Below are 18,083 nucleotides of genomic sequence, written 5' to 3'. Positions count from 1 at the left end.
GAAGCATGAATCTGCAAGAGCTGACCGAACTGGCCGTGAAGGGTGAAATACGTGAGTTGGAACTGCTGTCGCTGGAGGGTGGTTTCTACATCGCGCGTGTCAGGCTGGAGCATACCGAAGCAACGCTTGTGGACGATGATGCCAAGCCGCTGCGAATTGGCTCCACCACGCACTTGCGCGACCTGTTGAAACGAGTCCCGCCGTTTCCCTGTGTGCTGGTGCAGCACAGTGTGCACGACGAAATGTGCGGTGTGCGCGAAGGGCCCATCGGTGCGTTGCGCATTCCGTTTTCGCTGACGTCGCATCTTTAAGACGCCTCGCGGTTTTGCGCCGCTTCTACCTGCATCAGCCCTGGCTCAATCATTTGTTGAATGGCCGGCAGCTGAACGCAGGTTTGTAGACCGGGAAAATCAACACGAAAACCGGCGCGCCCGATGCCTGCGCGCAATGACGCGCTTTAACGCCAACAGAGGCAAGAGGTGTGTTAATTGACGCCTTCCTCGCCGTGATTTCAGAGGTTTTACACACCCGGTAACACCCTCGAAAAACCTCGCAATACCTCTTCCAGGCGCCATTCCTGCGGGCTCATACACTTCAGTCGCAACTTACCGAAAGACCGGTCATCGACCGTCGGTAGGTAGAGTGTTGATAATTTATTTTCAGTGGTTATAGTCACCACTAACACACACCACAAGGAGGTGATGTGGATAGCCGATATTTGATAGGTCATATCGTTGCAGACGGCTGGTATCTGGCGCGCACCCGAGGCAGCCATCACCACTTCAAGCACCCGACGAAACCGGGGTTGGTGACGATTCCCCATCCGAAAAAGGACCTGTTGGACAAGACCGCCAAGAGCATCTTGAAACAAGCTCTGCTGAGCTAACCGTCCGTGGAGGACAACCGACATGCTTTACCCCATCGCAATTTCAAACGGTGATGACGATCACGCCTGGGGCGTTGAAGTCCCGGATATTCCGGGCTGTTACTCGGCCGGCGACGACCTCGACGACGCCATGGCCATGGCCCGTGAAGCCATCGAAGGTCACTTCGAGATTCTCGCCGAAGACGGCGCGCCGATTCCCAACGCGCAGAAAGTTACATTACACGCGGCCAATCCTCAGTACGCGGGCTGCACCTGGGCCGTGGTAGACATCGATGTCACCAAGTACCTGGGCAAGGCGCAAAAGCTCAATATCACGCTGCCCGGTTATCTGCTCAATCGCATCGATGAATATGTACTGCATCACCCTGAAGAAAAGAGCCGTTCGGGCTTTCTGGCCTCGGCGGCACTCAAGGTGCTGCAACAGGACCGGTGATCGAATTCAACCGCAAGAAACGCAGTTTTCAACTGGGCAAGCCGCTCTAGATTGAACAGACACTCGCCACATCAGGAGCCGTTCATGCCTTGCGAATACACACGGATGCCCTCCCCCGTCGGCCAACTGACGCTGGTGGCGCGTAATGGAAAACTCGGCGCCATCCTGTGGGAAAAAGAACGCGCCAACCGTGTGCGTTTGGGTCAGTTGTACGAAGCGAACGACAACCCGGTGTTGCTGGAAACCGAACGCCAGTTGAACGAGTACTTCGCCGGCACCCGCTACCGTTTCGAACTGGAACTGGACTTCGCCGGCACCGAATTCCAGAAGCAAGTCTGGCAGGCGCTGCTGACCATTCCCTTTGGCGAAACCCGCAGCTACAGCGAGATCGCCCGGCAGATCGGCAACCCGAAAGCCGTACGCGCGGTAGGCGCTGCCAATGGGCGTAATCCCATCTCGATCATCGCGCCGTGCCATAGAGTCATTGGTGCTTCGGGCGGCCTGACCGGGTTTGCCGGTGGCCTGGAAGCCAAGCAGTATTTACTCGCGCTGGAAGGCACGGGCCAGGTAGAACTGGCCTTTTAAGGCTCTGGCCACAAAACCGTAGTGCTTCATTCAGAGGCCAAATTGTAAAAGGAAATTTCAAAGCACCGCTGCGGTCCATACTTTCATCACCCACCTTACTAAGGAAAAACGGTCATGAAATTCTCCGCAATCTCACAATCCCTGTCCCGCTGGGCAGGCAGCGCCCGGACGTTCTACGCCGCCGTCGCGCTGATTTTTGTGTGGAGCCTGAGCGGGCCATATTTCCATTACAACGACACCTGGCAACTGATCATCAACACCTCCACCACCATCATCACCTTTCTGATGGTCTTCCTGATCCAGAACACGCAAAACCGCGACAACGACATCCTGCACATCAAGATCGACGAACTGCTGCGCGTCTCCAAGGATGCACAGAACGCCGTGTTGAGCCTGGATGGCCTGGACCGCAAAGAGCTGGAAAAACTGCGCCAGCAATATCGCAGCATCGGCAACACCGGTACGGTGAGCCTGAACAGCAGTTGCGGCGACGCGGCCGACGACGCTGCGCAAACCAAAACGAACCTGAATCAGGCATAAAAAAACGGCGGTTGGACATCATCCAACCGCCGTTCCTGTTTTCAAATCACCTGTTCAACCGTCGCCTTGATGGCCTTTACCGTAGGTCGATGCCAAGGCACGGGCTTTCTGCAGACGATCTTCCAGCTTGGGCAGCGTCTCATCCACCAGCGCCTTTATTTCCGGCACATCCGACGCAGCCCCTTCCTTCTTGAACAGGGCAATGGCGTCTTCAGTTTCCTTGACCTGTTGCGCGGTGTAGGCGGCGTCAAACGAATCACCGTCCTTGAGCTCGGGCATCAAGGTTTCGGCTTTATCGACGATCTTCTCGCGCGGCGCTACCGGCAGCTCAAGCTTCTTGGCGATGGCGGCCAAATGCTGGTTGGCCAGGGTGCGCTCGTTGATCACCTCGATGGTGTAGTCCTTGATTTCCTGGGACGAGGTTTTGGCGTGGGCCATGCGACTGGTTTCGATATCGGCCATACCTTTGGCCGACGCCTGCTCGATGAATTCGGCGGACGACTGGGCGAAAGCATTGCTGGCGCCGAGGCCCAGCAGCATCGCGAAACTGGCGGTGCGTAACCGGATAGCCATACGGCTCATGATGGGTTCCTCCAGGGCAAAAATAAGTGCGGGAACATACACCCCGCCCTGAATTCGAATTTTCAGGGCGGCAAAGGTTTAGAAAAAACTCGCCAGTGCGACGAACGGTCGTCGTCGCGTCAGGCCGGTTTGCTGCCGAACAGGCCCGGCAACGCGTGAGCCAAGGCGTTAATGGCGAAGCCGATAAACATCACGCCGCAGAGTTTGGTGATCAGGATTTCATGGCGCTGATACACCCTACGTACACGTTGAGCGCCCACCACACCGATCAGAATCGCGTAGGCCAGTACGCCGCCAATGAAGCTCAGGACAATCAACCACGGCAACATTGCCCATGTCAGCAACTCGGCACGGCTGGACAGCAGCGCGGTAAAGGTCGCGACAGCCACTGGATAGGCCTTGGGATTGGTGAGGCCAAACAGAATGCCGTGCCAAAACGGGTGCCGCGCAGCGCCCTGAGGCGCATCACTGCTGCGACGCTGGGTGCGAATCGCGCGCCAGCCGAGCCAGAACAGGTACAGGCCGCTGAGCACGCCCAGCACGTCAAATGCGCTGCTGCCGACTTCCCGCGCGCCCACAATCGCGACCAACGCGGTACTGCACCACACCACATCGCCCAGCAAATGCCCGCACAAAAAACCTGCGCCGGCGCGACGGCCGCGAGCCGCCCCAATACCAAACACCGCCAACACGCCAGGACCAGGCGTAATACCGTAGATAAAACCCGAAGCGAGGACGGCGAGCAGCAAGGATGGGGTCATGGGCACGACTCTGGACAGACGGTTAACAGGTGCCTCGATTCTGCACGTTCTGGTGCTACGGGTAAAACTTCATTCCCGCATAAGGCCTGGCGCGACAGGCTTGCAGGCGTGAGGCCATATCCCCGACATGGGCTTCGAGCTTGTGGCCATCAGGGTCGAGAAAATAAAACGAATGACCTTCACTGCGGTTGTCGCGCCACTCCTGCACCCCGGCGGCGCGCAGACGCGCGACCAACTCGTCGAAATGCGGTGCATCGACGCTGAACGCGTAATGGGTGTAGTCGGCTGCAGGGTTTGAGTGGCGCGATGAATCCAGCGATAAGCATAACCACAAGCCCGGCAGTGACAGGTAGGCACCGTTGTCCCAGGTGGCGTCGAGCTTCACTTGCAGAAGGTCATGGTAGAAACCGACGCTGCGATGCAAATCAGTGACCGCCAGGGTCAGGTGGTTGAAGCCTGAAAGCATAAATACTTCCTTTAATTGAATTCGTCGCTGACGAACGGAGCGAACCGTTGATTGGGTGACACTGTAGTATGTTGCACTACAGATCACTACATCGAGGCTCCTATGTCTGTTATGTCACTTCGCATACCGGAAGACGTCGCCGATACACTCGCCAGTCTCGCCAAAGCCACGGGACGCAGTAAATCCTTCCTTGCCGTTGATGCATTACGGGAGTACCTGACGCGTGAAGCGTGGCAAATCGAGGAAATTCAAAAAGCTGTGAAAGAAGCGGATGCAGGTGACTTCGCAACGGCTGAGGAGGTCAATGCGATCGCTGATAAATGGCGCGCTGATGCGCGTTGAGTGGCTGAGGGCTGCCCTCAGAAATCTTGATGATGAAGCAGCGTTTATCGCAGAAGAAAATCCCAAAGCGGCCCGTGAGTTTGTCCAAGCGATCTTGACTGGCCTGCAACACGTCGCCGAGTTCCCCGCGATGGGCAAAGAGGGTCGCGTACCCGGTACCCGCGAGTGGGTTGTGCCGCGATGGCCTTACATTGTTCCCTACCGTATCCGTGAAGGTAGATTACAAGTGATGAGGATCTTTCATACGCGCCGGCAGCCCCCCACATCCTGGTGAGGACTGTTTAGCCCTGTAAAACACCCTGCACCTGACCCATCAACCACTGCAACCCCGAATCCCCGCCCCGTCGCGCGTGCCACGCCAGCTCGAACGCAAACGAAGGAATATGAAAGGGCGGCGGCACGGCCAATAGTTGCTGATGATCAATGTTCAGCAGCCCGCGCGACGATACGGTCAGGATCAGGTCCGTGCCCTGAATCAGCTGCGGCGCGACGCCCCAATGCGGCAGGCTGATTGCTACATGCCGTCGTTCACGAATCGCCGTCAGCGCCCGCTCGATTTCCGGCGTACCGCTGCCGCGCATTTCCAGCAGCACATGCGGGCGTGAGAGGTAGGTGGGCAGATCCAGTTCGCCGTTTGCCGGCAGGCTGTTGCGGTCCACCAGGCAGGTGTAATGCTCCTCGAATAACGGCGTGGTGCGCAGTTCGGCGGGCGTGTCGGGGAACACGCCGGCGGCCAGGTCGATATCACCATTGAGCACGCCGTCAACCATCCCTTCGCGGCTGGCCTGAATAATTTGCAGGTCGATACCCGGCGCTTGCTGGCGCAGGACGCGAACCAAACCCGGCAGGAAGATCGCCGCGCTGTAGTCCGACATGGCCACGCGAAACCTGCGCTTGGCGGAGGCCGGGTCAAACCGGTTTGGCGCCAGCAATGCGTGCACGTGAGCCAGGGCTTCGGCCAACGGCGCCGCCAACTCCAGCGCACGCGCCGTTGGCACTAATGTACCGCCCTGACGCACCAGCAGCGGGTCACCGAGCAGGTCGCGCAACCGCGCCAGCGCATGGCTGACCGCCGGTTGGCTGAGGTGCAAACGCTGCGCGGCGCGGGTGACGTGGCGCTCGCTGAGCAAGGCGTCGAGGATCACCAGCAGGTTGAGGTCGATGCGGCGCAGATCATTCATCGGCTGCATACTCAGCATAAGAAATTGGAATTTAAATTTGCGCGACGAATAGCCTAGAGTCCAGCAAAACCTCTGGGAGATTGGAAATGACCACATTGCATTGGACAGGTTTGTTGGCACTGGCAGTCATCGCCGGGGCGGTGGTGCCGTTTCAAAGTGCGATCAACGCCAACCTCGGCCGTGGGCTCGGCCACCCTTTGTGGGCCACGCTGGCGTCTTTGCTGGTGAGTATCATCGTGTTGTTGCCAGTGATTCTGGCGCTGCGCTTACCGCTGCCGAGTGTGGCGTTTATCAGCAAGGCCCCGCTGTGGATGTGGGCCGGTGGCGCGTTTGGCGTGTGCTTTATTTCACTGGCCTTGATGCTGCTGCCCAAGCTCGGCGCTTCCGGTTTTATCGCACTGGCCATGGCCGGGCAGATTCTTGCCTCGCTGGTGCTCGATCACTTCGGCCTGTTCGGCCTGGTGGAGCGCCAACTGACAACGCCCCGCGTGTTGGGGGCGTTGTTGTTGATTGGCGGGGTGGCGTTGATTCAGTTCAGTGCCAGCCCCGCTCGCGTAATGGCAACCGCGGGCTGATCAGCCCTTGTCCAGCGTGCGCAGCTTTTGCGGCAAGCCCCACAGCAACAGCGCCGCCGCCAACAGCGCACACACGCCGATCACGTAAAGCGCTGGCGTGGTGCTGCCGGTAAGGTCCTTGATCCGCCCCACCATCACCGGGCTGAGTAATCCGGTGGTGGGTGCAGGTCGCAATTGCGCCCGGCCTTGGCCACTTGCCCGGGCAGTTCATGGCCGAGCAAGGCCGGCAAACGGCGGGACATGTGCAACAGGTGCAGCAGGTCGATACCGGTGTGAATACCGACCTCCTCGCACAGGTTCACCAAGTCTTCGGTGCAGATATTGCCCGACGCGCCTGGCGCAAACGGACAACCGCCCAAGCCACCCAGCGCAGCGTCAAAACGACGGGCACCGGCTTCGTAGGCGGCCAGCACATTGCACAAACCCAAGCCGCGCGTGTTGTGAAAATGCAGGGTCAGGTCGCTGGCCGAGACGCGCTGCAACACGCGCTTGACCAGACGCTCGACCTGGCGTGGATTGGCCATGCCGGTGGTGTCCGCAAGGCTGATGCCCTGGATGCCCAGCGCTTGATAGGCCTCCACAATTTGCAGCACGCGGTCCTCGTCAATGTTGCCCTCGAACGGGCAGCCGAACGTGGTGGCGATGCTGCCGTTGAGGCGCACCGGGTGGTCGGCGGCGAAGCTGACGATATCGCCGAACGCTGCCAGCGACGCCTCACACCGCATGCGCATATTGGCGAGGTTGTGGGTCTGGCTGGCGGACATCACCAGGTTCAACTCATCGGCGCGGGACTCGATGGCGCGCTGGGCGCCCTTGAGGTTGGGGATCAGCGCCACATAGATCACACCGGGCTGGCGCTCGATGCCCTGGAACACCTGCTCGCCATCTCGCAACGCCGGAATGGCCTTGGGCGAGACAAACGAACCCGCCTCTATTCGCGAAAAACCGGCGCGGGACAGCTGGTTGATCAGGGCGATTTTGTCGGCCGTCTCGACCCAGGTCCGCTCGATTTGCAGGCCATCGCGCGGGGACACTTCCTGCACGATCAGCGCGTCGGAATAATCAGTGATCATTGCACCACTCTCGAGGTTTTCAGACGTTGTATATCGGCACCGGTCAGGCCCAGGCTGCCGAGGATATCATCGGTGTGTTGGCCGAGGGTTGGGCCTTGCCAATTCACGCGGCCAGCGCATGGTCCGCGGGCGGCGGCGCGGGTCAGCGTGCCTTTCTCGAACACCGCCACAAACAACTGCAAGGTGATCAGGTCCAGGCGGCGCACCAGGCTTTTGTGCAGCATCAGCGACGCTCGCTGGCCAGCCGATTGATCTGGGCATGCTCCACCACCGCCTGCGGCGCGCCATGGCGCACCGCCGTCAGCATCGCTTGGCCGACGGTTTCGGTGCTGATCACCCACGAGGGTTTTACACGCCGCACAAGCGAGAGCAGCGGCCCGAGCACCGTGTAGAAAGCTTGGTACAACGGCGTCTTCGAGCGCGCGCCATGCAGCGGCTGAATCACTCCTGGCCGGAACACATAAACCGCCTTGAACGGCAGGCGCAGCAGGGCGTTCTCGGTCTTGCCCTTGACCCGCGCCCACATTGATTTGCCCGCCTCGGAACTGTCGGTGCCAGCGCCGGACACGTAGATAAACGTCATCTGCGGGTTGAGCCGCGCGAGGGTACTGGCTGCGACCAGGGTCAGGTCATAAGTGAGGTGGGTGTAGTTGGTTTCATTCATGCCCGCCGACGAAACGCCGAGGCAGAAGAAGCAGGCATCAAAGCCTTGCAGCAGGTTTTCCAGGGGCTGGAAATCGAGCATGTCGCTGTGCAGCACTTGGTGCAGTTTGCCGTGTTCCTGGGTCAGCGGCGTGCGGCCGACGGCGACCACTTCCTGCACGTCGGCGGCCAGCAAACACTCGCGCAACACGCCTTGGCCGACCATGCCGGTGGCGCCGAATAATAGGACTCTCATCAGGGGACCTCAGCGGCAAGCCGCACGCTTCAAGCTCAAGTTGGATGCAGTTCGGCTTGTAGCTTAACGCTTGCAGCTGACGACCGCCCCCTTTAGAACGCGCTGCGAAAGATCTCCTCGATCTGGCGCTGATCGGCGCGGCGTGGGTTGGTCAGCCCGCATGCATCCTTCAACGCATTGGTGGCCAGCAGTGGAATATCCTGCAACTTGGCGCCCAACTCACGCAAGCCCGCGGGAATCTCCACGTCCTGAGACAGCGTACGAATGGCCGCAATGGCCGCCTGGGCGCCCTCCTCCGGCGTGATCCCTTTGATATCGGCGCCCAACGCACGCGCCACGTCGCTCAAGCGATTGGCACTGACGCTCGCATTGAAGCTTTGCACATGGGGCAGCAGCACCGCGTTGCACACGCCGTGGGGCAGGTCGTAAAGACCGCCGAGCTGGTGCGCCATGGCGTGCACAAAACCCAGCGACGCATTGTTGAACGCCATGCCTGCGAGGAACTGCGCGTAGGCCATGTTTTCACGCGCGGCCTTGTCGCTGCCATCGCGCACGGCCAGGCGCAGGTTGGCGCTGATCAGCTCGATAGCCTTGATCGCGCAGGCGTCGGTGATCGGTGTGGCGGCGGTGGACACGTAGGCTTCGATGGCGTGAGTCAGCGCGTCCATGCCGGTGGCAGCGGTGAGCCCTTTGGGCATGCCGACCATCAGCGCCGGGTCATTGACCGACAGCAACGGCGTGACGTTGCGGTCGACGATGGCCATTTTCACGTGGCGGCTTTCGTCGGTGATGATGCAGAAGCGGGTCATCTCGCTGGCGGTGCCGGCGGTGGTGTTGATGGCGACCAGCGGCAGCTGCGGTTTGCTCGATTGATCGACGCCTTCGTAGTCGCTGATATGCCCGCCGTTGGTGGCGCACAGGGCGATGCCCTTGGCGCAGTCATGGGGTGAGCCGCCGCCCAGGGACACTACAAAATCGCAGGCATTGGCCTCAAGCAGCACCAAGCCTTTCTCGACGTTTTCGACGTTGGGGTTGGGCTTGGCGCCGTCGTAGATCACCGAGTCAATGTCCTGCATCGCCAGTTTTTCGGCGATCATGCTCGCGACGCCCGCCTTGGCCAGCCCGGCGTCGGTGACGATCAGCGCCTTGCGAAAGCCGTAATTGCGGATGGCGATCATGGCTTCGTCGAGGCAGTCGGTGCCCATGATGTTGACGGCGGGAATGAAGAAGGTGCTGCTCATGGCGAATCCTCAGAGGCGTTATACCCACAGCATCAACCGGTGCCGCACGGCGCATCTTGATCAGGATCAACGCCGGCTCATGATAAAGTCACCGCCCAGCTGATTTTGAGTAGACCCGCCGCAATGAAGGATTTCCAGGATATTGACGCCCACCTTGAAGACTGGAGCGCCGTGCGCGCTGCGTGCGACTTCAGCGGGATTCTGATCGGCAACGGCGCAAGCCGGACCATTTGGGAAGACTTCGCCTACGACTCGCTGTTTGAAAACGCGCGCACCGTCGAAGAAAAACCCTTGAGCCAATCCGAGTTGAGTGTGTTCGACGCCTTGCAAACCCGCAGTTTCGAGCAGGCTCTGGGCGCGCTGAAAACCACCAGCCGGGTCAACAAGGCGCTGGCCGTCAGTTCGGCAGCGCCGCGCAATCGCTACTACGCGATCAAGGAAGCGCTGATCAACACCATCCACAGCGTGCACATCCCGTGGCGCCTGGTGCAGCCGTCGACGCTGACGGCGATCAACGCGGAACTGTCCAGCTACGACACAGTGTTCACCAGCAATTACGACTTGCTCAACTACTGGGCGATCCTGCATACACCGGGCATCGACGACCTGTTCCGCAGTGCCGACGCCAGCTTCGATCTGCGCACTACTCAAACCGACGCCACGCGCATCCTCTACCTGCACGGCGGCCTGCACCTGGTGCGCAACCTCGACGGCACGGCGCGTAAATTGCCGTCCACCGACAGCACCTTGCTCAGCAGTTTTGCGATCAACAACACGATCAAAACCCTGGACGATGTGCCGCTGTTTGTCAGCGAGGGCAAGGTTGAGGAGAAGCTCAAGACCATCCGCAGTTCGGATTACCTGTCGTTTTGTTATGAGCAGTTGCTCAGCCATGAGGGCACGCTGTGCATCTTTGGCCATGAGTTGGGAGCGCAGGATCAGCACCTGGTGGATGCGATCCGGCAGGCCAGGCTGACCACGTTGGCGATTTCGGTGTCGGGGCGCAGTGACGGGTTTATTCGTCAGCAGAAGCGGCGGTATTCGCAGCTGTTTGACGGTACTGGCGTGGCACTGAAGTTCTTTGCGGCGCGCACCCATCCGTTGGGTAATTCGGCGCTGTCGGTGCCTGTGGAACGCTGATCTTCCGAGCAAGTGAGTTTAACTGTACGGATAAATCAGCCATCAGCTGTAAGCCCGCCTTTTCCCGGGGTTGTGGCTAGATGGGCTTCCCCTGAAGCCCTTTTGATCCCGGTCCCCCACCATGAGCTCGCGCGAAAACACCGGCATGGCCCTCGGCCTGCTGGGCGTTGTCATTTTTAGCCTGACCCTGCCCTTCACCCGCATTGTGGTGCAGGAAATCCACCCGCTGCTCAACGGCCTGGGCCGCGCATTGTTCGCGGCGATTCCGGCTGCGGCACTTTTGCTGTGGTGCCGTGAACGCTGGCCGACCTGGCGTCAGGTGCGCGGGCTGTGCCTGGTGATTGCCGGAGTGATTCTTGGTTTTCCGGTGCTGTCGGCATGGGCCATGCAAACCTTGCCGGCGTCCCATGGCGCGCTGGTCAACGGCCTGCAGCCGCTGTGCGTGGCGCTGTATGCGGCGTGGCTATCCCATGAGCGGCCGTCAAAAGCCTTCTGGGCCTGTGCCGCGCTGGGCAGTGCGTTGGTATTGAGTTATGCGTTGATCACCGGCGACGGCAGCATTCAAGCGGGCGATTTATTGATGCTGGGCGCAATTGCCGTGGGCGGTCTGGGCTATGCCGAAGGCGGCCGGTTGGCCAAGGAGATGGGCGGCTGGCAGGTGATCTGTTGGGCGCTGGTGTTGTCGACGCCGATTTTGATTGGCCCGGTGTGGTACCTGGCGGCGCAGCATCAAGGGGCAATTTCCACACGCGCCTGGTGGGCGTTTGGGTATGTGTCGTTGTTCTCGCAGTTCCTCGGATTCTTTGCCTGGTACGCCGGGTTGGCCATGGGCGGCATTGCGCGGGTCAGCCAGATACAGCTGGTGCAAATCTTCTTCACCATCGCGTTTTCGGCGCTGTTCTTTGGTGAACATATCGAACCGATTACGTGGGTGTTTGCCTGCGGGGTGATCGTGACGGTGATGCTGGGGCGCAAGACTGCAGTGCAGTCAGCGCCAGCCCCCAAGCCGAGTTTGGTCTAATGTGGGAGCTGGCTTGTCTGCGATGACGGTGGTGGCTGCACCACCGCTATCGCAGGCAAGCCAGCTCCCACAGGGGACAGTGTTCAGCTCAAGAAACCATCCCCGCGCAGCAGTGTTTCCAGGCAGTGTTCGGTGATGTGGTAGAACGCTTTTAATTCTTGGATTTTCTCCAGCAACTGCGCGTTGTCCACCGGCTCTGCGCGTTTCACCGCCAGGATCATCTTGTTCTTGTTGGTGTGTTCCAGCGAAATAAACTCAAACACCTTGGTCTCATAACCACAGGCTTCCAGGAACAGTGCACGCAAGCTGTCGGTCACCATCTCTGCCTGCTGGCCCAGGTGCAAACCGTATTGCAGCATCGGCTTGAGCAGCACCGGGCTCTGGATCTGCAGGCGAATCTGTTTGTGGCAGCACGGCGAGCACATGATGATCGATGCACCAGAGCGGATGCCGGTGTGGATTGCGTAGTCCGTGGCAATGTCGCAGGCATGCAGCGCGATCATCACGTCCAGCTCGCTCGGCGCCACGCTGCGTACGTCACCGCACTTGAACACCAGCCCCGGGTGTTCCAGGCGCGCGGCGGCGGCGTTGCAGAGGGTCACCATGTCTTCGCGCAATTCCACACCGGTCACTTCACCCTCGGCCTTGAGGGTATTGCGCAGGTAATCGTGGATGGCGAAGGTCAGGTAGCCCTTGCCCGAACCGAAGTCGGCGACGCGCACCGGTTGGTCCAGCTTTAACGGCGAGGTGGTCAGCGCATGGCTGAACACTTCGATGAACTTGTTGATCTGCTTCCACTTGCGCGACATCGACGGGATCAACGCCTGCTTGGCGTCGGTCACGCCCAGGTCGGCGAGGAACGGCCGGCTCAGGTCCAGAAAGCGGTTCTTCTCACGGTTATGCTCGGCCGATGGTGCCTCACGCAGTTGCTGCGGTTTGCTTTTGAACAGTGAGCTTTTGTTCTTCTTGCTGTATTCCAGCTGGGCTTCGTCGGTCAGCGAGAGCAAGTGCGCGTTCTTGAACTGGGCCGGCAGCAGCGCGGCAATCGCCGCCACGCCTTCAATCAGTGGCAAGTTTTTGGTGATGTCGCGGGTTTTATAGCGGTAAACAAAAGACAGGCAGGCCTGCTCCTTGACCGTTACCGGCTTGATGATCAGCCGCTGCAACTCGGCTTCTTCACCGACGTACTTGGCCAGCACCAGCTTGATAAACGCATTCTGCGCGAGGCTGTCGCTGAGCAGTTCGATGAACTGGGCGTGATGATCCGGCGCAGGGCGGGCAGGTTGAGCGGTGACAGACATGAACAAAAACGCCTCGGGCAGGGAATGCCGGGCATTTTAGGGGGGATGGAAGTTTAGGGCACGGGGTTATTTGATCAACGGTAATCGTATCGGCTAACACAAAACCAAATGTGGGAACGGGCTTGCTGTGGCGAGGGAGCTTGCTCCCGTACGACAGCGAAGCTGGAGCCGGCTTTTCGGGGGCGCTTCGCACCCCAGCGCAAGCAAGCTTGCTCGCCACAGCAAGCCCGCTCCCACATTTTTAACCCAGTGTTAACTCGGCTACTCGAGCACAACCAGGCGATTGGGCAGCTCATTGCGCGTCTGCGTCACCGGCACGTGCACTTCCAGCAACTTGCCACAGGCTTCAATGCAGGCAATAAACCCCGCCAACGTTTGCCCCTGTTTCACCTGCTGGGTGAACGCCTTGACGATCACATCCCAACTGCCGTTATCCAGCCGCGTGGAAATTCCGTCATCCACCAGAATCTCCACATACCGCTCGGCTTCACTGACGAAAATCAGCACACCCGTACTGCCCAGTGTGTGGTGCAGGTTCTGCTCCAGAAATTGGCGTCGCGCCAGGTTCGACGCACGCCAATGCCGCACCGAGCGGGGGATCAACCGCGTGGTGACCCTGGGCAAACGAAACACCAGGCACAGCACAATAAACGTCGCCCATTGCGCCAGCAGCAAGGTGTACATGGTCAGGTAGCCCGACACGTAATGCACCACTCCTGGCACCACCAAAGCGATCAAACTGGCCCACAACAGCGGGATGTAGGCGTAGTCATCGGCACGGGCGGCGAGCACGGTCACCAATTCGGCATCGGTGGTTTTCTCGACGCGGGCAATCGCTTCGGCGACTTGGCGCTGCTCGTGTTCAGTCAGTAATGCCATGGTTGTAGATGCTCTTTTCTCGTTATTGTCATTACCAGCCGCCTGAGGCGCCACCGCCGCCGAAACCACCGCCGCCGCCCCTGAAGCCACCGCCACCACCGCCTCCTCCACCACCGCCGCGTCCGCTGCTGCTGAGAATCGCCAGCAGAATAGCGCCAACCGGCAGGCCGAGGCGATTGCATAACCACAATACGCCGATCAGCAGAACAAACAGGCCGATGGAAAGCCCGGGGTTGTCCAGGGCGAAATTCGTATCCGCCACATGGGCCGGCACCGCCAGCGGCTCACCGCCCACCACTTGCAGCATGGCTGCCACGCCGTCGCTGATGCCCTGGCTGTAATGACCGGCCTTGAACTTGGGCGTAATCACCTGGTTGATGATGACCCACGACTGCGCATCCGTCAGCACGCCTTCCAGGCCGTAGCCGACTTCGATGCGCAATTTTCGCTCATCGCGGACGACGATCAACAGCGCGCCGTTGTCCTTGCCCTTCTGACCGATGCCCCATTGGCGGCCTAATTGATAACCGAAGTCTTCAATAGGCACGCCTTGCAGGTCCGGCACCGTGACCACCACGATCTGGTTGCCGGTGGTCTGTTCCAGCGCCTGCAATTGCTGGCTAAGTTGCTCGCGCACCGCCGGGTCGATCATCTGGGCCGTGTCTACCACCCGGCCGGTTAACGCCGGGAAGGTCAGCGCCGCCTGGGCCGCGCCAACGCATGCCAGGAGCCACAGCGCCAGGCCTATCCGTAATAAACGCATCGACACCTCAATGAAGCCTTATTTGAACTTCACTTGCGGCGCTTTATCAGCGTCGGCGCTGGTGGCCTCAAACGTGGCGCGAATCGGCAAGTCGCTGTACATCACGCTGTGCCACAGACGGCCCGGGAACGTGCGAATTTCGGTGTTGTAGGCCTGCACCGCCTGGATAAAGTCGCGACGTGCGACGGCAATACGGTTTTCGGTGCCTTCCAGTTGCGATTGCAGCGCCAGGAAGTTTTGGTTGGCCTTGAGGTCCGGGTAGCGCTCGGACACCACCATCAAACGACTGAGTGCACCGCTCAAACCGTCCTGGGCTTGTTGAAACTGCTTGAGCTTCTCGGGGTTGTCGAGGGTGCTGGCATCCACCTGGATCGAAGTGGCCTTGGCCCGTGCTTCGATGACGGCGGTCAGCGTGTCTTGCTCATGGGCGGCATAACCCTTGACCACTTCCACCAGGTTGGGGATCAGGTCGGCACGTCGTTGGTACTGGTTCTGTACCTGGCCCCAGGCCGCCTTGGCCTGTTCGTCCAGCGTCGGGATGGTATTGATGCCACAACCGCTCAGCACCGTACCCAACAGCAGCAATGCCGCCGCCTTGAAACCCCAGCGATATCCTTGAATTATAGACATATGTTTCTCCGCGACCTTCCTGTGAAATTAGATAACCCTATAAAACGTGCGCCTGATGCATAATCCGCCACCACTGGCATGCATGAAGCCAATCAGCTAAAAGATGCCTGGCGCCCACCAGAGTTCACCTGTGTGCTGCATTTGTCTGACTTAACACCCAAACAACAACATATGTTCCAAACACTTTGGCCGAGCAGCGTGCCCTTTGTCACCGCGCCGTACGCCACGAAAGGAAATTCATGAAGAAGCTGTGTTTGCTCGGCCTAGTGGCCACATTGGCCTGCCATCCCGTCTGGGCCGAAACAGCGCCCGCCCCACTCAAGGACAAGGACGCGTTCGTCAACGACCTGCTCAAGCAGATGACCCTGGATGAAAAGATAGGCCAATTGCGCCTGATCAGCATCGGCCCCGAGATGCCCCGCGAGCTGATCCGCAAGGAAATCGCCGCCGGCCGCATCGGCGGCACGTTCAACTCGATCACCCGTCCGGAAAACCGTCCGATGCAGGACGCGGCGATGCGCAGCCGGTTGAAGATCCCGATGTTCTTCGCCTACGACGTGATCCACGGCCATCGCACCATCTTCCCGATCAGCCTGGCCCTGGCCTCCAGCTGGGACATGGAGGCCATCGGCCGCTCCGGGCGCATTGCCGCCCAGGAAGCCGCCGCCGACAGCCTCGACCTGACCTTTGCGCCGATGGTCGACATTTCCCGCGACCCGCGCTGGGGCCGTACCTCCGAAGGTTTCGGCGAAGACACGTATTTGGTCTCGCGCATCGCCGAAGTGATGGTCAAGGCCTTCCAGGGCACCAGCCCGGCCAACGCCGACAGCATCATGGCCAGCGTCAAGCACTTCGCCCTGTACGGTGCGGTGGAAGGCGGTCGCGACTACAACGTGGTCGACATGAGCCCGGTCAAGATGTACCAGGATTACCTGCCGCCCTACCACGCGGCGATCAAGGCCGGCTCCGGCAGCGTGATGGTGGCCTTGAACTCGATCAACGGCGTACCCGCCACCGCCAACACCTGGCTGATGAACGACCTGCTGCGCCGCGACTGGGGCTTCAAGGGGCTGGCCGTCAGCGACCACGGTGCGATCTTCGAACTGATCAAGCACGGCGTCGCAAAGGACGGGCGTGAAGCCGCGAAGCTGGCGATCAAGGCCGGCATCGACATGAGCATGAACGACTCGCTGTATGGCAAGGAATTGCCTGGGCTGCTCAAATCCGGCGACATCGAGCAGAGCGACATCGACAACGCTGTGCGTGAAGTGCTCGGCGCCAAGTACGACATGGGCCTGTTCAAGGACCCGTACCTGCGCATCGGCAAGGCCGAAGATGACCCGGCTGACACCTACGCCGAAAGCCGCCTGCACCGTGCCGATGCCCGTGATATCGCGCGCCGCAGCCTGGTCTTGCTGAAAAACCAGAACAACACCCTGCCGCTGAAAAAGTCTGCGACCATCGCGCTCGTCGGCCCGTTGGCCAAAGCGCCGATCGACATGATGGGCAGCTGGGCCGCCGCCGGCAAACCCGAGCAATCGGTGACCCTGCTGGACGGTTTGAACGCTGTCATCGGTGAAAAAGGCAAAGTGATCTACGCCCGCGGCGCCAACATCACCAATGACAAGCGAGTGGTGGACTACCTCAACTTCCTCAACTTCGATGCCCCGGAAGTGGTGGATGACACTCGCTCGCCGCAAGTGTTGATCGACGAAGCGGTCAAGGCCGCCAAGGATGCCGACGTGGTGGTCGCCGCTGTGGGCGAGTCGCGTGGCATGTCCCACGAATCATCGAGCCGCACCGACCTGAACATCCCGCAAAGTCAGCGCGACCTGATCAAGGCCCTCAAAGCCACCGGCAAACCGCTGGTGCTGGTGCTGATGAACGGCCGCCCATTGTCGATTCTGGATGAGAACCAACAAGCCGACGCGATCCTGGAAACCTGGTTCGCCGGTACCGAAGGTGGCAACGCCATCGCTGACGTGCTGTTTGGTGACTACAACCCGTCGGGCAAGCTGCCAATCACTTTCCCACGCTCGGTGGGGCAGATTCCGACTTACTACAACCACCTGACCATCGGCCGGCCGTTCACGCCGGGCAAGCCGGGCAACTACACCTCGCAGTACTTCGATGACGTCACCGGCCCGCTGTTTCCGTTTGGCTATGGCTTGAGCTACACCACGTTCAGCCTGTCGGACATGGCGCTGTCGTCCACCACACTGAACAAGACCGGCAAGCTCGACGCCAGTATCACGGTTAAAAACACCGGCAAGGTCGATGGCGAAACCGTGGTGCAGTTGTATATCCAGGACGTGGCCGGCTCGATGATCCGCCCGATCAAGGAGTTGAAGAACTTCCAGAAGGTCATGCTCAAGGCCGGTGAAGTGCGCACGCTGCACTTCACCATCACCGAAGAAGACTTGAAGTTCTACAACACCCAACTCAAGTACGCCGCTGAGCCGGGCGAATTCAACGTGCAGATCGGGCTTGATTCCCAGGATGTACAGCAACAGACGTTCGAGTTGTTGTAACCCCACGCAGCCCCCTCTTCGTTGAAAAGGGGGCTCGCGCACCAGCCCGTTGCAGCCAGCAGAAAGTCAAGCTTCCCACCCTCCTCCAAGCCAAGTCCTACAGCACTCCCCAGCCCATTCGCACACCCTGTCAGCCCGAATTTAAGTGCAGGTGCGTGGACTATGTCGCCCCTAAAAAAAGCCCGAGTGGCAGCAAAAAAACTGCCCGCTCAATCATCGTTCAAGCGAAATGCCATCGCACTCTGTGTGCTTGGG

The 18,083-nt window shown here is 59.9% G+C and carries 22 protein-coding genes and 2 pseudogenes; 11 read left to right on the top strand and 13 right to left on the bottom strand.

The genetic code is table 11. The annotated features are described in order from the left end of the window. The first annotated feature begins 5 nt into the window (after positions 1-5). From Q7C20_RS18250 to Q7C20_RS18230, 5 genes are all read left to right on the top strand, one after another. Positions 6-311 (top strand): DUF6482 family protein, encoded by a 306-nt coding sequence (locus tag Q7C20_RS18250; RefSeq protein WP_348057894.1) that lies wholly within the window; start codon positions 6-8, stop codon positions 309-311. A 392-nt stretch (positions 312-703) separates the two neighbouring features. Continuing rightward, a complete protein-coding gene (locus Q7C20_RS18245) occupies positions 704-886 on the top strand; it encodes a type II toxin-antitoxin system HicA family toxin (RefSeq protein WP_348057892.1) in 183 nt (60 codons plus the stop codon). Between the two features lie 22 nt (positions 887-908). Continuing rightward, a complete protein-coding gene (locus Q7C20_RS18240) occupies positions 909-1,319 on the top strand; it encodes a type II toxin-antitoxin system HicB family antitoxin (protein WP_375069237.1) in 411 nt (136 codons plus the stop codon). A gap of 84 nt (positions 1,320-1,403) precedes the next feature. Continuing rightward, positions 1,404-1,904 (top strand): methylated-DNA--[protein]-cysteine S-methyltransferase, encoded by a 501-nt coding sequence (locus Q7C20_RS18235; protein ID WP_348057888.1) that lies wholly within the window; start codon positions 1,404-1,406, stop codon positions 1,902-1,904. A gap of 114 nt (positions 1,905-2,018) precedes the next feature. After that, positions 2,019-2,444 (top strand): low affinity iron permease family protein, encoded by a 426-nt coding sequence (locus Q7C20_RS18230; protein ID WP_348057886.1) that lies wholly within the window; start codon positions 2,019-2,021, stop codon positions 2,442-2,444. 54 nt (positions 2,445-2,498) lie between these two features. On the opposite strand, the gene Q7C20_RS18225 is transcribed toward Q7C20_RS18230, so the two are convergent. The 3 genes from Q7C20_RS18225 to fos form a co-directional block, all read right to left on the bottom strand. Beyond that, positions 2,499-3,026 carry a DUF4142 domain-containing protein gene (locus Q7C20_RS18225; RefSeq protein ID WP_375069234.1) on the bottom strand — a complete coding sequence of 176 codons (528 nt, stop codon included), beginning with the start codon at positions 3,024-3,026 and terminating at the stop codon, positions 2,499-2,501. A gap of 119 nt (positions 3,027-3,145) precedes the next feature. Then, on the bottom strand, positions 3,146-3,787 hold the full coding sequence (locus Q7C20_RS18220; RefSeq protein ID WP_375069233.1) for a LysE family translocator: 642 nt from the start codon (positions 3,785-3,787) through the stop codon (positions 3,146-3,148). A 55-nt stretch (positions 3,788-3,842) separates the two neighbouring features. Next, positions 3,843-4,253: a fosfomycin resistance glutathione transferase gene (fos, locus tag Q7C20_RS18215; protein ID WP_375069231.1), complete on the bottom strand. Its 411-nt coding sequence runs from the start codon at positions 4,251-4,253 to the stop codon at positions 3,843-3,845. Between the two features lie 102 nt (positions 4,254-4,355). Here fos and Q7C20_RS18210 point away from each other — a divergent pair, with 102 nt between their 5' ends. Together Q7C20_RS18210 and Q7C20_RS18205 are read left to right on the top strand one after the other, a co-directional pair. Further along, a complete protein-coding gene (locus tag Q7C20_RS18210) occupies positions 4,356-4,595 on the top strand; it encodes a ribbon-helix-helix protein, CopG family (RefSeq protein ID WP_348057878.1) in 240 nt (79 codons plus the stop codon). Further along, positions 4,585-4,869, top strand: coding sequence for a type II toxin-antitoxin system RelE/ParE family toxin (locus tag Q7C20_RS18205; protein ID WP_375069302.1), 285 nt, complete (start codon positions 4,585-4,587; stop codon positions 4,867-4,869). The genes Q7C20_RS18210 and Q7C20_RS18205 overlap by 11 nt, the downstream gene beginning before the upstream one ends. Before the next feature lie 7 nt (positions 4,870-4,876). Here the strand turns inward: Q7C20_RS18205 and Q7C20_RS18200 are convergent, their stop codons facing one another. Continuing rightward, positions 4,877-5,785: a LysR family transcriptional regulator gene (locus tag Q7C20_RS18200; RefSeq protein WP_375069300.1), complete on the bottom strand. Its 909-nt coding sequence runs from the start codon at positions 5,783-5,785 to the stop codon at positions 4,877-4,879. 77 nt (positions 5,786-5,862) lie between these two features. Between Q7C20_RS18200 and Q7C20_RS18195 the strand changes: the two genes are divergently transcribed. Continuing rightward, a complete protein-coding gene (locus Q7C20_RS18195; protein ID WP_375069229.1) occupies positions 5,863-6,351 on the top strand; it encodes a DMT family transporter in 489 nt (162 codons plus the stop codon). Here the strand turns inward: Q7C20_RS18195 and Q7C20_RS18190 are convergent. The 5 genes and pseudogenes from Q7C20_RS18190 to yiaY form a co-directional block, all read right to left on the bottom strand. Further along, a pseudogene (locus Q7C20_RS18190) lies at positions 6,352-6,504 on the bottom strand (MFS transporter); the annotation flags it as partial. Further along, a complete protein-coding gene (locus tag Q7C20_RS18185; protein ID WP_375069228.1) occupies positions 6,486-7,424 on the bottom strand; it encodes a hydroxymethylglutaryl-CoA lyase in 939 nt (312 codons plus the stop codon). The pseudogene Q7C20_RS18190 and the gene Q7C20_RS18185, both read right to left, overlap by 19 nt. A gap of 125 nt (positions 7,425-7,549) precedes the next feature. Beyond that, positions 7,550-7,648 (bottom strand): annotated as a pseudogene (locus Q7C20_RS18180) (LysR family transcriptional regulator); the annotation flags it as partial. Next, complete coding sequence (locus Q7C20_RS18175) at positions 7,648-8,322, bottom strand: NAD(P)H-binding protein (protein WP_348057870.1); 675 nt, start codon at positions 8,320-8,322, stop codon at positions 7,648-7,650. The pseudogene Q7C20_RS18180 and the gene Q7C20_RS18175, both read right to left, overlap by 1 nt. A 92-nt stretch (positions 8,323-8,414) precedes the next feature. Continuing rightward, on the bottom strand, positions 8,415-9,563 hold the full coding sequence (gene yiaY, locus Q7C20_RS18170; protein ID WP_375069226.1) for an L-threonine dehydrogenase: 1,149 nt from the start codon (positions 9,561-9,563) through the stop codon (positions 8,415-8,417). 123 nt (positions 9,564-9,686) lie between these two features. On the opposite strand from yiaY, the gene Q7C20_RS18165 reads away from it, so the two are divergent. Together Q7C20_RS18165 and Q7C20_RS18160 are read left to right on the top strand one after the other, a co-directional pair. After that, complete coding sequence (locus Q7C20_RS18165) at positions 9,687-10,703, top strand: DUF4917 family protein (protein WP_375069224.1); 1,017 nt, start codon at positions 9,687-9,689, stop codon at positions 10,701-10,703. A gap of 121 nt (positions 10,704-10,824) precedes the next feature. Further along, positions 10,825-11,724: a DMT family transporter gene (locus Q7C20_RS18160; protein ID WP_375069222.1), complete on the top strand. Its 900-nt coding sequence runs from the start codon at positions 10,825-10,827 to the stop codon at positions 11,722-11,724. Positions 11,725-11,807: 83 nt separating this feature from the next. Here the strand turns inward: Q7C20_RS18160 and Q7C20_RS18155 are convergent, their stop codons facing one another. The 4 genes from Q7C20_RS18155 to Q7C20_RS18140 form a co-directional block, all read right to left on the bottom strand. After that, positions 11,808-13,025, bottom strand: coding sequence for an SAM-dependent methyltransferase (locus Q7C20_RS18155; RefSeq protein ID WP_375069220.1), 1,218 nt, complete (start codon positions 13,023-13,025; stop codon positions 11,808-11,810). 261 nt (positions 13,026-13,286) lie between these two features. Then, entirely contained in the window at positions 13,287-13,904 is a 618-nt protein-coding gene (locus tag Q7C20_RS18150; RefSeq protein WP_348060145.1) for a TPM domain-containing protein, read from the bottom strand. A gap of 31 nt (positions 13,905-13,935) precedes the next feature. Continuing rightward, entirely contained in the window at positions 13,936-14,667 is a 732-nt protein-coding gene (locus Q7C20_RS18145; RefSeq protein WP_375069218.1) for a TPM domain-containing protein, read from the bottom strand. Positions 14,668-14,685: 18 nt separating this feature from the next. Continuing rightward, entirely contained in the window at positions 14,686-15,297 is a 612-nt protein-coding gene (locus Q7C20_RS18140; protein ID WP_375069216.1) for a LemA family protein, read from the bottom strand. Between the two features lie 239 nt (positions 15,298-15,536). Between Q7C20_RS18140 and bglX the strand changes: the two genes are divergently transcribed. Continuing rightward, entirely contained in the window at positions 15,537-17,828 is a 2,292-nt protein-coding gene (gene bglX, locus Q7C20_RS18135) for a beta-glucosidase BglX (protein WP_348060139.1), read from the top strand. The last annotated feature ends 255 nt before the right edge of the window (positions 17,829-18,083 follow it).

The organism is Pseudomonas sp. AMR01 (genome assembly GCF_041946035.1).
GTDB lineage: Bacteria > Pseudomonadota > Gammaproteobacteria > Pseudomonadales > Pseudomonadaceae > Aquipseudomonas > Aquipseudomonas antarctica_B.
The sequence above is the reverse complement of the archived record's forward strand: the minus strand, read 5'-3'. Positions and strand labels throughout refer to the sequence as shown.

Bases quoted from the DNA above. Each gene is read 5' to 3' on its own strand.
- Q7C20_RS18250 (WP_348057894.1), top strand. From the start codon at position 6: ATGAATCTGCAAGAGCTGACCGAACTGGCCGTGAAGGGTGAAATACGT.
- Q7C20_RS18240 (WP_375069237.1), top strand. From the start codon at position 909: ATGCTTTACCCCATCGCAATTTCAAACGGTGATGACGATCACGCCTGG.
- Q7C20_RS18235 (WP_348057888.1), top strand. From the start codon at position 1,404: ATGCCTTGCGAATACACACGGATGCCCTCCCCCGTCGGCCAACTGACG.
- Q7C20_RS18230 (WP_348057886.1), top strand. From the start codon at position 2,019: ATGAAATTCTCCGCAATCTCACAATCCCTGTCCCGCTGGGCAGGCAGC.
- Q7C20_RS18225 (WP_375069234.1), bottom strand. From the start codon at position 3,026: ATGAGCCGTATGGCTATCCGGTTACGCACCGCCAGTTTCGCGATGCTG.
- Q7C20_RS18220 (WP_375069233.1), bottom strand. From the start codon at position 3,787: ATGACCCCATCCTTGCTGCTCGCCGTCCTCGCTTCGGGTTTTATCTAC.
- fos (WP_375069231.1), bottom strand. From the start codon at position 4,253: ATGCTTTCAGGCTTCAACCACCTGACCCTGGCGGTCACTGATTTGCAT.
- Q7C20_RS18210 (WP_348057878.1), top strand. From the start codon at position 4,356: ATGTCTGTTATGTCACTTCGCATACCGGAAGACGTCGCCGATACACTC.
- Q7C20_RS18205 (WP_375069302.1), top strand. From the start codon at position 4,585: ATGCGCGTTGAGTGGCTGAGGGCTGCCCTCAGAAATCTTGATGATGAA.
- Q7C20_RS18200 (WP_375069300.1), bottom strand. From the start codon at position 5,785: ATGCAGCCGATGAATGATCTGCGCCGCATCGACCTCAACCTGCTGGTG.
- Q7C20_RS18195 (WP_375069229.1), top strand. From the start codon at position 5,863: ATGACCACATTGCATTGGACAGGTTTGTTGGCACTGGCAGTCATCGCC.
- Q7C20_RS18185 (WP_375069228.1), bottom strand. From the start codon at position 7,424: ATGATCACTGATTATTCCGACGCGCTGATCGTGCAGGAAGTGTCCCCG.
- Q7C20_RS18175 (WP_348057870.1), bottom strand. From the start codon at position 8,322: ATGAGAGTCCTATTATTCGGCGCCACCGGCATGGTCGGCCAAGGCGTG.
- yiaY (WP_375069226.1), bottom strand. From the start codon at position 9,563: ATGAGCAGCACCTTCTTCATTCCCGCCGTCAACATCATGGGCACCGAC.
- Q7C20_RS18165 (WP_375069224.1), top strand. From the start codon at position 9,687: ATGAAGGATTTCCAGGATATTGACGCCCACCTTGAAGACTGGAGCGCC.
- Q7C20_RS18160 (WP_375069222.1), top strand. From the start codon at position 10,825: ATGAGCTCGCGCGAAAACACCGGCATGGCCCTCGGCCTGCTGGGCGTT.
- Q7C20_RS18155 (WP_375069220.1), bottom strand. From the start codon at position 13,025: ATGTCTGTCACCGCTCAACCTGCCCGCCCTGCGCCGGATCATCACGCC.
- Q7C20_RS18150 (WP_348060145.1), bottom strand. From the start codon at position 13,904: ATGGCATTACTGACTGAACACGAGCAGCGCCAAGTCGCCGAAGCGATT.
- Q7C20_RS18145 (WP_375069218.1), bottom strand. From the start codon at position 14,667: ATGCGTTTATTACGGATAGGCCTGGCGCTGTGGCTCCTGGCATGCGTT.
- Q7C20_RS18140 (WP_375069216.1), bottom strand. From the start codon at position 15,297: ATGTCTATAATTCAAGGATATCGCTGGGGTTTCAAGGCGGCGGCATTG.
- bglX (WP_348060139.1), top strand. From the start codon at position 15,537: ATGAAGAAGCTGTGTTTGCTCGGCCTAGTGGCCACATTGGCCTGCCAT.